Annotated in this window: 5 protein-coding genes and 2 pseudogenes; 2 read left to right on the top strand and 5 right to left on the bottom strand. The window is 59.4% G+C overall.

Annotation, left to right across the window (positions count from 1 at the left end; translation table 11 throughout):
- Positions 1 to 3: 3 nt before the first annotated feature.
- Positions 4 to 6,357, bottom strand: coding sequence for a DUF7507 domain-containing protein (locus ACZ1HA_RS02010; protein WP_472712659.1), 6,354 nt, complete (start codon positions 6,355 to 6,357; stop codon positions 4 to 6).
- A 47-nt stretch (positions 6,358 to 6,404) separates the two neighbouring features.
- Positions 6,405 to 7,181: a hypothetical protein gene (locus tag ACZ1HA_RS02005; protein WP_472712658.1), complete on the bottom strand. Its 777-nt coding sequence runs from the start codon at positions 7,179 to 7,181 to the stop codon at positions 6,405 to 6,407.
- Positions 7,182 to 7,768: 587 nt separating this feature from the next.
- On the opposite strand from ACZ1HA_RS02005, the gene ACZ1HA_RS02000 reads away from it, so the two are divergent.
- Positions 7,769 to 9,094 (top strand): MATE family efflux transporter, encoded by a 1,326-nt coding sequence (locus tag ACZ1HA_RS02000; protein WP_472712657.1) that lies wholly within the window; start codon positions 7,769 to 7,771, stop codon positions 9,092 to 9,094.
- Positions 9,095 to 9,119: 25 nt separating this feature from the next.
- Positions 9,120 to 9,620, top strand: a complete 501-nt coding sequence (locus ACZ1HA_RS01995; RefSeq protein WP_472712656.1) for a P-loop nucleotide/nucleoside kinase family protein — start codon at positions 9,120 to 9,122, stop codon at positions 9,618 to 9,620.
- A 21-nt stretch (positions 9,621 to 9,641) separates the two neighbouring features.
- On the opposite strand, the pseudogene ACZ1HA_RS01990 reads toward ACZ1HA_RS01995, so the two are convergent.
- The 3 genes and pseudogenes from ACZ1HA_RS01990 to ACZ1HA_RS01980 all read right to left on the bottom strand — a co-directional run bounded on the left by ACZ1HA_RS01990 (position 9,642) and on the right by ACZ1HA_RS01980 (position 12,460).
- Positions 9,642 to 10,636, bottom strand: a pseudogene (locus tag ACZ1HA_RS01990) (ABC transporter ATP-binding protein).
- Positions 10,633 to 11,663, bottom strand: a pseudogene (locus tag ACZ1HA_RS01985) (Gfo/Idh/MocA family protein). The pseudogenes ACZ1HA_RS01990 and ACZ1HA_RS01985 overlap by 4 nt, the downstream one beginning before the upstream one ends.
- Positions 11,660 to 12,460, bottom strand: coding sequence for a carbohydrate ABC transporter permease (locus tag ACZ1HA_RS01980; RefSeq protein WP_472715266.1), 801 nt, complete (start codon positions 12,458 to 12,460; stop codon positions 11,660 to 11,662). Before ACZ1HA_RS01980 ends, ACZ1HA_RS01985 begins: the two are co-directional and overlap by 4 nt.
- Positions 12,461 to 12,469 lie beyond the last annotated feature (9 nt).

The raw sequence follows: 12,469 nt of genomic DNA, 5'->3' as shown, positions 1-12,469 counted from the left end.
CCCTCACTGGCTGCGGCGGACGAGTGTCCGCTCGATGGTGAGTTTGACCTGCCCGATATCCCGCCATTCACGGCGTATGTATCGCTCCACAAGCCTCATCCGGCTGCGGGCAGCGCGCTCGGCTGCCCGGTCCGCCGTCTTCGGCAGATGGAACGCAATGCGCAGGTGCAGGGGCGTATCGGCGATCTGCTGAAGCAACCGGTCCAGGCCACGTGCCAGCGGTGCCGAAAGCGCAAGCCGGCCGTTCGACGCCGTATCAAATCCTGCCATGTTCAGATCAACGCGCACGAGACGGGTAAGTGCCGCGCCGAAGTTCATCTCGGTCAGTTTGCCTGGTGTGAGGCGCACAACCCGTGGATTCTCGGTGGTCATCCTGAAGCCCGTCGGCAGCGTGCGGGTGTCCAGCTTTAGGATAAAACTCGATCCCCGGTCTTCGGGTAGCATGGCGCAGGGCACATGGTACCGTCCGTACTGGTCGGTGATAATGGTGGTGCCATCAACACCGACAAGACGCACATCCGGCAGGCCAGGTTCACCCTCAAGACGGCCGCGTTCCGCCAGTGCATCACGGCTCGGCGGGGTCGATCCGGCAGGATTCTGATAGCCATCACGGTTCCGGTCATCAAACACCTTGCCGATGACATCGCCACAGTCAAACACGGCCTCTGGCATGATACGGACCGTTGCTGTGGCAAATGGCGGGATCAGAGCACCCGTGTCCGGATTTCGGACAGAGGCGGTGTTCACCAGCTCACCCGGACCCGCTCCGTCTGTTACGCGACCGCGCAGGGTCAGGCTTACTGTCGAAAAGGGCGGAACCGGCACACCGATCCAGGTCACTGTCCGTCCGATGACAGTGGCCGTGAACGGCGCGCCGTTCAGTGTTGCACTGTCCGGCAGATAGAGCAGCCCCGGCGGCAGCACATCCACAATGTTGAAGGATCCACCCAGAACCGGGTTCTCGTTGCGCAGCGTAATGGTGTAGGGCACCACAGCACCCCGCGTGACCACACCCAGAGGTGTTGTCTTTTCGAGCGTCAGCCCTGTTGCCGCAAGAGACGGCGCAATCGACAACGTTGTCGGGTCGTCCGTCGTGTTGCCATCGGTATCAATTCCGTCATCCGACACATCATCGATCGTCGACGGCGTGCCCGGAACACCGGGCGGAATAACCGTCAGGCCGGAAGCCGTCACCGTGTTGCTCATGCCACCATCGGTCACATCTGCGACAGTCAGAAGGTAGGTCGCTGTGTAGGTCGCCGTTTCGCCAACCAGCAGATCGCCCTCTGCTGATCCACTGCTCGCGGAATCAAACGTGGGGCCTGTGCCCAGTGGTACAGTACGGCCCGCCAGCGAACTGAGCGTATCGACAAGCGCCACGTTCTCAAGATCCGTGTTGCCGGTATTCTCAACTGTGATGGAATAGCTGATTGTGTCGCCTACACCCGTAACCCCATCGCCATTGTCGAGCACAGTCTGCGTCTTGGTCGTCTCAATTGCCGGTAGAACGCCCTGCGTGACGGTTTCGACGGCAGTGTCACAGATGGTCGGGTTCAGCGCATCACAGATTTCATAGGTCACATCATAGGTGCCGGCCGGATTGCCCGGTGCCAGCGTGATCAGGCCGGTGTTCGGATCAAGCGTCACGCCCGGGTCTTCGGCAACAACCGTCAGGTTCACGTTGGACAGCGTCGCCGGCTGGTTACGTACCGTGTCGGATGCAAGGATCGACGTGCTGGTTCCACCATCACCTGTGAATGCCGGAAAAACCTCTGGCTCCGCATCAATCGGCACAAGCACAGCTATGGCGTCATCATCATCTGTCGTGGTCTGAGGTACACCGAAACCGTCGGTATAATTGCCGGTGACTGTCGCGGTATTGTCGATCTGTCCGGCGGCAATATCCGCAGGCGTAATTGTGTAGGTACCGACAAAGGTGGTGTCATCCACCGCACCCGGTGCCAGGCTGACAATCGGACCCGGTGTGATTGAAAGTCCCGGAAGCGGATCAGAGATCGTGATATTGTTAAGCGTCTCCAGACCGGTATTTGTCACCTCAAAGGTGTAGGTCAGAGTGTCACCGGGCACAGCCGCCGTAGTCAGAAAGGCACTGTCGTCCACCGACTTGACGAGTGTGATCGCCGCAGACTGGTTGATCAGCGTCACGGTGGGGGTGTCATTGGAAATCGTCGTGCCGGAAATATCGGTTCCGGGCGGTGGACCCGCAGTGGGTGTTCCGGTTGCAACCGCACTGTTTTCAACACGCCCATTGTCCAGATCGGCCTGCACGACACTGTAGCTGCCGCTGAAAGTCGTGGTGTCTGTCTGACCCGGTGCCAGGCTCGTAATGGGCCCGCCGGACAGAGAAACCCCCGGAAGTGAATCCGTCAGCGTGATATTGTTCAGCGTCACATTGCCGGTGTTGGTTACCTCAAAACTGTAAAGGATCACGTCACCGATCATCGTTGGCGTCCCGATGCCGCTGTCGTCGTCAATCTTCACGAGAGCCAGTGCCGGATCAGACGCCAGCGGCGTGGACAATGGCGTGTCATCGCCATTGGTTGTGCCTGACGGATCGGTCACGACCCGATCAAACGGGTCCGTACCCGATGCAGTGGCTTGGTTGACCACTTCAGTCGCATCCACGTCGTCCTGGGTCAGAACATAGGTTGCCGTAATCGTTCCCGTGTCCGTGCCGCCGGGCAGAAGGCTCGGGATCGGGCCACCCGACAGCGATATCCCGGGCAGTGGGTCCGAAATGGTGATGTTCGTCAGCGTGACATCACCGGTGTTTGTCACAGCAAAACGGTATGTGATCGTCTCACCCGCAACCGGCGGGCTGGACAGCGCGCTGGTGTCCGCGGTTTTGACCAGCGCAATGCCGGGCGCAAAGGCCGGCACGACCGGCGTCGGGTCATTCTCGCCCGCTTCTGTCGGATCACCGTTGCCATTGGGGTCTGCGCTGGTGCCATTGTCGGAAGCGTCGCTCAGCAGCGGATTGGTCGCGGAGGTCTGTCCGGACGTTGCCCCTTCGCCTGTGACGCTGGCCTGGTTCTCATAGCTTCCACCGGACGCCAGCACAGGCGGCTGTGGTACAGTTGGCTGGACCCGCAGACTGATATCAATCGTACAGGTGCTGGTCGCTGCGAGCGTAAAGCCGGAAGCCACGGTCTGCGCGCCACTGCCGTTGAACCCGGCCTGCAGGCCACCGCAGGTACCCGAAGGAGCTGCCAGAACCGTGTACTGGCCACGGGACAGCGGGTCGGTCGCAGGCGTGCCCAGTGCTGCGAAAGTGCCAAACCGCGGCGCCGCTCCCGCCAGGGGGTCAGTGACGACAATGTTGTTCAGCGCCTCAAGGCTGAGGTTATCTACCAGAAGCCGGAACGTGACATTAAAAGAACCATCCGCATTCGCCGATGGTCCGGATTGTACTGCCTTGGCAATACCGATCCGCGCCTGCGGGATCACCGGGAACAGATATCCGGTTGCCGCCGTTCCGGCAGGCAGGCTGATGCCGGTTGTCTGCGTCGCGGATGCAACCGTGCCGCCAGCGGTACCCGCGCTGCTGGCGCCGTCCGTCAGGAAGTTCTCGCCTGTAGCGCCGCGCGTGATCGAATAGGTGCCGGCGGGCAGAAAGTCGAAAGAGTAACTGCCGTCGGCCGCTGTTGTGACGGTGCGCGTCACGGTGTTGCCGTCAAAATCTGTGCCTGTCAGTGTGATGGGCACTCCACCGACCCCACTGTCGATGCCGTTGATCGCGGCATTGGAGTCAAAGTCGCGGAACACATTGCCTGACAGCGAGGACGAACTGACGGTGACAGCACCGGTGTTCGAGTTGTTGCCCGGTGTCACATCCAGTGATGACGTGCTGATCGTCGCTGTGTTGTTCACGGCTTCCGGCAGAGCGGATACAGAAGTGACCTCCACCGGCACAGTAATTTCGGCTTCAGCACCACTGCTGAAAGTGCCCAGATTACACTCAAAAGACGCACCACCCGCGCTGCCCGTACAACTGCTGAGCGTTGACGTACCGGATGTGACCACCAGCGACGGGACCCCCGTAAGCCGCATGTTCGAAGGCAGGTTGTCCCGGACAATCACATCGTCCGCCTCAGCGAGACCCGCGCCCGCGTTGTTGCGCACGGTGATCACGAAATCGAAGTTGTCCAGCAGATCAACCGTCGCCGGAACAGCCACCTTGCTGGCCACTTCGACGTCAGCGCGGGTACGTACTGTGGTGTTTTCGGTCTGGCTGTTGTTATCGCTGTTGGCGTCGAAACCGCCCGCGACCTCGTCAGAAGTCACCGACACCTGATTGCCGACGGTGCCTTTGGATACACCGCGTGCCGTGACCGTAATAGTGCCCGTTTCGCCGGCTGGCAGAATGGCAAAATTGCAGATCAGGGTGCCGTTAAGATCGCCGGGGTTCGGCGCTGTCGGGCAGGTGCCGCCCGCACTGATCGTATGAGACTGATAGTTCAGCCCCGTCGGAGGAAGAAGATCCGTCACAACAACATTTTCCGCTGCCGACGGGCCGAGGTTACTGACAAGTACGGTGTAAACGGTGTCATCGCCCACCGCGACGGGATCAACGCTTTCCGATTTGTTCACCAGCAGATCGAGGCTGGGATCGTTCACTGCAACAGTCGCAACTGCATCGTTGTTGCCTGTATCCGTCTCAACAGTACTGGTCGAAACGCTGGCGTCATTGTCGATTGAGGTACCGCGCGTGGCGAGGTTGGGGCGCACGACAACAGTCACTGTACGCTGCGCACCGTTGGCAATCGTACCGAGCTGGCATTCGATCAGGTTATTGCTGCCCGGCAGTGTTGTCGTGTTCGGCGTTGGCGTCGTGGAACAGGCCCCCGCCGAAGGCGATGCCGAGATAAAGGTGACATCCGGCGGCAGTGTATCCGTCACTTCGACGTCATCTGCCGCACTCAGACCGTTGTTTTCATTCTGGGCTGTCAGAACATAGGTCAGGTTCTGACCCGCTCCCACCGGCACGGGCGACGCGACCTTCGTAATGGTCATGTCTGTGCGCGGATCAACCGTAAAACCGACGGTGCTGTCGTTGTTGGTGAGGTCAGGATCAGCCACATCTTCTGAAATTACCTCGGCAGTGTTTGTGCGTGCGCCGCCATTGCCGCCGGGGGTGACCTCAACAACAAAGGTCGGGCAAGCCCCGCCGGAACATACCGGAACCGTCAGTCCGGTGCAGGTAAGCGCAATACTGCGCCCGCCTGCAGAAGGAGACGAACAGCTGGCACCCGGTGCACTGATGCTGACCAGACCATTTCCTGTGCCACCGGAGACGTTGTTGACCAGATCAGTCAGCGTATCCGTGAAAGTTACATTCGTCGCTGTTTGCGGACCTGCGTTGCTGATCACAAACGTAAATGTCTGTGTCTCACCGGCGATCGGTGCGGCGCTGGACGTTTTGGCCACTGCAATATCCGCCGACGCGCCGGGAGTGCTTGCGGTTACGGAAGTGCTGGTCGTGTCATTGCCGGGGTTCAGATCCGGAATATTCGCGTCCGGAGAGCTGACCGTGACCGAGTTGGAAATTGTCCCTGTCTGCGTCACCACGGTTTCCAGAGTGACCGCTGGCGTGGTCGCGCCGGCCGCCAGCGGGCTGCCAGGCGTAAAGACACGGGTACAGGTTATCGTCGCCGGACCGTTTACGACCGGCGCAGGCGCACAGGTCCATCCATTGAGCGCAAAACCGGTCAGTTGCAGACCGGCAGGCAGGTTGTCCGTGAGTTCGATGGTTCCGAAAAAATCAGCCGTACCTTCGTTGCGCGCACTGATTTCAAAGTCATAAGGGTTACCGTTAACCACCAGGGATGGCGTCGGGCCTGTTTTGATCGCGGCGAGATCAACCGTGGGCTCCTGGATCGTCGCGCCGCCGTCATTGTCCGCATTATTTGACGGGTCAGGATCGGACGGACCTGTCGCCGTGATTCCCGCCGTGTTCACCGGGTTGCCAGCTGAAACCACAGTCGTGTTGATGGCAATCGTCGGCAGCGCCACATTCGCACCCGGCCCGGACCCGCCCACAAGCGTACAGGTGACCTGCTGGCCGTTGATGGTACAGTCCCAGCCGCTCGACGGAACAACGCTGTCGATCGTGTAATTGGATGGCACCGTATCAACAACAGTCAGCCCGGTCGGGTTGTCGCCCGTGTAGGACGGCGCAAGGGTAAAAACCGCCGCATCACCGACCAGAAGCGATCCGGAAGGACTGCGGGTTTTGTTCATCTCCAGATCACTTCCGCCGGTGACAGTGGTATCCAGGCTGTCCGTGCCGTTGGCCGTATCAGGATCAGGAATGGAGGCACCTGTGATGCTCGCCACCGGCGTCACAGTGGAGGATGCCGCCGCACTGATCTGGCCATCAAAACTCAGCTGAGCCGAGGCGCCGGGCGCAACGGGTCCGGGGATTGTGCATGTGTAAATACCGCCCCCAAGTGTACATCCGGACGGGGGGATACATTGACCAGACCTGTGGGTATCGGGAAATCAACAACGATGTCGGAGACGGTATCCGGGCCATCATTGGCCACGACAAGGTCATAGGTCACCGTGCTGCCGGAGGCGGCAGTTGCGGGCCCCTGAATGTCAATGCGGGTGTCAGCGCCCTGTGTCACTGTCGTCGTCTCGGACACACTGTTGTTTGCCGGGTCTGTGTCTCCGGCATCCGGAACACTTGCCGTCAGAACAACAGAGCCCTGCTGCGAAACCTCCAGATCGAGCTGCAGGCTGGCCGTTCCGCCGTTGGCAGCGATCGCAGGGACGTTACACGTTACAGTGCTGCCACCCGCCGCGGGCAAAGGTGCACAGCCTGTGACGGTACCGGAGGTGCTGAGCAGCTGTGTGCTCGCGGGCACCTCAATATCAAGGGTCGTCGCAGGTGCATCCGCCGGGCCGAAGCCATTGTTCGTAACCGTCAGGTTATATTGCGCCGTGCTTCCGGCGGCCGTCGGATCAAACCCGGTATCGTCAAGGTTCAGCAGCCAGTCGACGTTCTGTGCATGCGCCGGGGCGCTGACCAGAAACAGTATGCAGAGCAGAAAACTCGTGAAAATTGATTGAAATCGACCCCGCGGGGGGAGTACCTGGTAACGCCTGTTGACATTGCTCTCTCTTCGGAAGCTTTTTTCTGACCAAATTGTTAACAAAACTGATCCCGGTGGTCTTGCTCAACGAAACTCCGGCAGCACTTTTTCTGATCAAATCCGACTCGCCCGCGTCCGGCGTGATTTTTTTGCCACAACAAATTCAGGAACGGCAAAATAGCGCTGAAAAACACCTGTCTGAAAAACTGCCTTGGATTGAAATTCAGCGGACAACTTCAATTTCAGGTCTTTAATGCTCCGTACGTTGGAAAACTTCAGAAGGGACGGATCGCCCTTTGATTCTCAAAGCCGCTTTTTTGCAAACCGGGCCTGTGCAGCAGCAGATGTGCAACCCTGTTCAGAGCCTGACAAAGAGAACAGCGCCGGGGTCGTTTCAGTTTCGGACAGCCGGAAACATTTGATCAAATATTCCCCGTACACTGCGGGGCTTTGTAGCCGGATCCGGCTGCAATGTCCGGATTTACAACTGGACGGATCGCTCAAACAGGGCTACACCGCGAGCAGAAAGACCGTCCAAAGAAAGACCGGAACAATGGATCACCCGTCGCAGGCCTGAGCGCCCGTTGAAACATTCAGCACACGGCTGAAGCACGCGACTTTTTTCGCCGGAAACGTCCGGCAGGTGAACCATGACTGACCTACGCTATTCTCAACAGGCGCCGGTGCGCGCCGAAATCCAGCCTCTGTTCCGGCTCGCCGTGCCATTGATGGTGGGGCTTGCTGCCGCACTGCTCATCGGCGTGGTGGACACCGCAATGATCTCTCCGCTGGGCACAGTGCCGCTGGCAGCAGCCGGCGTGACAACGGCTGTCCTCATCATCATGATCTCCGCTCTCTGGGGTGTGGTGACTGTGATCTCAGTCCAGATCAGCCAGGCTGAAGGTGCCGGCGACCCTAAACGTGTGGCGCAGGTGCTGCGCGGCGGGATGATACTCTGTCTGCTTGGCGGCGGTGTCGCAGCCTTTCTCATGCTGGCGCTGTATCCCCTGCTGGGCCCGCTCGGCCAACCCCGGGAAGTTCTCGCCATCCTGCTGCCCTACTGGGTTTCAATGGCCATCTGGATCGTGCCTTTTACACTGTTCTTTGGCCTGAAGTCGCTCTTTGACGCCGTGGGAAGACCCTGGACAGCAGTGGCGCTTTCCTACCTTGGGGTGCTTTTCAACATTCCGGCCAACTACACTTTCATTCATGTTCTGGAACTCGGCATTCTGGGCGCCGGTCTGGCCAGCATCCTGTCGCAATGCGTATCGCTGCTCGCAGCATTCATTGTGCTGGCAAAATCACCCGGGCTGGCCGCCTTCCGGCAACAGGTCACCGTCCGCTGGCCAGATGTGAAGAAACAGTGCAAAGAGGCCCTGCCCTTATGTCTTGGATATGCCGGCGAAGGCGGCGCCTATGCAGTTGTCGGCATTATGATGGGCTGGCTCGGGGCCGAGGCGCTGGCCGCCCATCAGATTGTGAACGCCATTGGCGGCCTCGCTTATATGATACCGCTGGGCATGGCGGGTGCCGCCTCGATCCGCGTCGGGCTGGCAGTCGGTGCAGGCCATGAACTCAGGCTGCGTCCGATACTTAAGGCTTCTTTCCTGATCGTGACGCTATGGCAACTGCTGGCGGCCGGGTTCTTTATCGCTTTCGGCCGGGTGCTCGCCGAGACCATGTCGGATGACCTGGCAGTGATCGACCTGGCCGTTGTCCTGTTTATCATTGTCGCCCTGCTGCAGGTCGCGGATGGCATTCAGGGCACCGCACTGGGCGCGCTGCGCGGCATGTCAGACATGAACCTGCCCACCGTGATCACACTGGCCGCCTACTGGCCGCTTGCGTTGCCAGCCAGCTATCTGCTGGGGTTTTACTGGGACTACGGCGCGGCCGGGGTCTGGGTCGGTTATATGATCGGGCTTGTCGTGGCCGCGATTGCCCTGCCCTGCCGCTTCTGGCAGCTGACCCGATGAAACGCATGGATTAGAGGAGAGACCAATGCCGGATAGCGGTCCCGTGCTTCATATGTTCTGCGGCAAGATCGCTGCGGGAAAATCCACCCTCGCCGCAAGGCTCGCCGAAGCGCATGGCACCGTACTGGTCTCAGAGGACATCTGGCTGCATGGTCTTTATGCCGATCAGATGTCCACACTGCGTGATTTCGTTGAGTATTCCGGCAGGCTGCGCAATGTGCTGGCACCGCATCTGAGCCATCTGCTCGGTGCCGGCGTTTCCGTTGTGCTGGATGCTCAGGCGAACACAGTGGCCTCAAGGCGCTGGATGATGGGCATCGTGCGCGAAGCGAATGTGTCCCACCAGCTGCATCTTCTGGATCCGCCCGACGATGTCTGTCTGGAACGGCTGCGTGCACGGAATGCGGCGGGCACACATGCCTTTGCCGCAACCGAAGAACAGTTTTATCAGACCATGAGATACTTTGAGCCCCCTCTTGCAGAGGAGGGCCTGAACATCGTCAGTTACAAGGGCCCGGCACAGTGACCAAAGCGTGGCTGAGGCCGGTTATGCGATCCGCTGGCCATCGCTGTCAAAATGGTACGCATTTTCAGGGTCAAACCCAAAACGCAGCGTCTGGCCCGCCTCAACAGAATGCTGACCAAACAGCCGCGCGGTAATGTGCTGGCTGTTCATTTTCGCGATGATGTTAGTGTCACCGCCAAGATGCTCCACATGGCTGACACTCGCGGTCAGCGCGCCGCTGTCTGACAGAAACAGGTTTTCAGGCCGCACGCCCATCGTTTTTTCATCACTGCCACTGACCACGCTGGCCGGGAAAAAGTTCATCGACGGCGACCCCAGAAACCCTGCCACGAACTGATTGGCCGGATTGTTATACAGCTCCATCGGACTGCCGATCTGCTCAACGCGTCCGTCGCGCAGCACGACGATCTTGTCAGCAAGCGTCATGGCCTCGGTCTGGTCGTGCGTCACATAGATCATCGATGCCCCAAGCTGGCGGTGCAGGTTCGCGATCTCGACCCGGGTGTTCATGCGCAACGCCGCGTCCAGGTTGGACAAAGGCTCATCAAACAAAAACAGCTTGGGCTCCCGCACAATGGCCCGCCCGATGGCAACCCGCTGGCGCTGTCCGCCCGAAAGCTCTGAGGGATACCTGCTGAGGTATTCCTCCAGATTGAGCATCCGTGACGCTTTTTCCACGCGCGCATCAATGACCGCTCGGGGTTGCTTTTCCTGTTTGAGCGCCAGCGTCATGTTTCCGCGGACGTTCAGATGCGGGTAAAGGGCATAGCTCTGGAAAACCATCGCAATGCCACGTTTGGACGGGGGGTTTGATTGACCTGCTCGCCGGCAATCTGCACCTCGCCCGACGTGGCATCCTCAAGCCCCGCGATGACACGCAGCAGCGTGGACTTGCCACAACCCGACGGGCCGACAAACACGACAAACTCACCGTCTTCAACATCCATGCTAATGTCTTTCAGCACATGCACATCGCCAAAGGACTTGTTCACACTGGTCAGTTTAAGGGCAGTCATGTGCTGGTCTCCTCAAGAGTAACGGGCTGGCCGGTCCGGATGCTCTCATCCGCTGCAAGGCATATCGCCAGCGAGCTGACCGCATCGGACATATGGCGGCTAAGGTCAAAGTCGTCGCAGATCGCCTGCAGCATCCACGCCTGCTCTGCATCACAGAGATCCTGGTGTCCTGGCTCACCCGGCATATCGATCATGCTGTCACCGTCAGGCCGGTGCACAAGAATGCCCCCGACCCGCGTATGCCCGTCGATGTCTGCCGATGCGCCCTTATTGCCCTCGGTTATGGACAACGATCCGTTGGGGCTGATGATATCTTTCACAAAAAAGGCAGTCTCGGACATCATCGGGCCCCAGCCCGCCTCATACCAGCCGACCGATCCGTCATCGAAAGTCACCTGCAGCTGTCCGTAGTTGTACATATGCTGCGGGATTTCAGGCGACAGACGCAGGCCGATGCCGTTGACACGCACCGGGCGCGCATCTGTGATCTGGCACATGACGTCGACATAGTGCACGCCGCAATCCACGATGGGGCTGGTGGTCTGCATCAGCGCTTTGTGCGTTTCCCACTCAGCGCCCGATGACTGCTGGTTCAGGTTGAGGCGGAAAACATATGGCCCGCCGAGCCCCTGGCCTCTTCGATCAGGCGCACCCAGGAGGGGTGATGGCGCAGGATGTATCCCACGACCAGTTTCCGGTCCGTCCGGATCGCAGTTTCAACCACGCGCTGCGCGTCCTGAACGGTCAGCGCGAGCGGTTTTTCCACGAAAACATGGGCGCCGGCTTCCATCGCGCGGCAGGCATAATCCGCGTGCGTATCTGTGTAGGTGGCAATCACCACGAGGTCTGGCTGCGCCGTCATCCCCTCGTCAAAACTGTTGAATAGAGGATACTTCTGCAGTTCTTCCGGCAGGTCGACCGCAGACCGGTTAACAAGGCCAACAATTTGCGCATCCGGGTGATTGTGATGCGACAGCGCGTGGCTCAGCCCCATATTCCCCAGCCCGGCAATCAGTACACGGGTCATTTGACAGCTCCCGATGTGATCCCGCGGATCAGCTGCCGCGAGAAGATGACGTAAAGGACAAGCACCGGCAGGATCGCCATGGAGAGCGCGGAAAGAACTGCGTTCCAGTCGGTCACGAACTGCCCGATGAAGACCTGGCTGCCCAGCGTCAGTGTCTTGGTTTCCTCAGCCGGGGCCAGGATCAGCGGGAACCACAGATCGTTCCAGATCGGGATCATGTTGAACACAGCCACCGTCGCCATGGCCGGACGTACCAGCGGCAGAACAAGGCGGAAGAAAATGGTGTATTCTGACAACCCGTCTATCCGGCCTGCATTCTTCAGATCATCTGACACCTGCCGCATGAACTCTGACAGAATAAAGACGGCCAGCGGCAGGCCCTGAGCAGTGTAGACAAGGATCAGGGCCCAGAGTGTATTGACCAGCCCGGTTGCGACCATCATCTCCAGAATGGCCACGGTACCGATGCGGATCGGGATCATAATGCCAAGCGCCAGATACAGCCCCATCAGCAGATTGCCGCGGAACCTGTATTCGCTCAGCGCATAAGCTGCCATCGCGCCAAACAGAAGCACAAAGAACAGCGAGGCCACGGTCACGATCATGGAATTCTGGAAGTAGAGGAAAAAGTCCCCCTGTTTCATCACCGTCTGATACCCGATCATTGAAAAACTGTCGGCATCGGGCAGCGCCAGCGGTTCCCGGAAGATCGCCTTGCGGGTCTTGAAGCTGTTGATCAGGATCACGAAAACGGGGAAGAGCGCGATGAGCGTGTAGATGATCAGCGCACCATGCATCCCGATGGT

The sequence above is a fragment of the Roseobacter sp. S87 genome (assembly GCF_055693285.1).
The sequence above is the reverse complement of the archived record's forward strand: the minus strand, read 5'-3'. Positions and strand labels throughout refer to the sequence as shown.

What these genes read in the sequence shown, in the direction of transcription:
- ACZ1HA_RS01980 (WP_472715266.1), bottom strand. Translation starts at nt 12,460, where the DNA reads ATGCATGGTGCGCTGATCATCTACACGCTCATCGCGCTCTTCCCCGTT.
- ACZ1HA_RS01995 (WP_472712656.1), top strand. Translation starts at nt 9,120, where the DNA reads ATGCCGGATAGCGGTCCCGTGCTTCATATGTTCTGCGGCAAGATCGCT.
- ACZ1HA_RS02000 (WP_472712657.1), top strand. Translation starts at nt 7,769, where the DNA reads ATGACTGACCTACGCTATTCTCAACAGGCGCCGGTGCGCGCCGAAATC.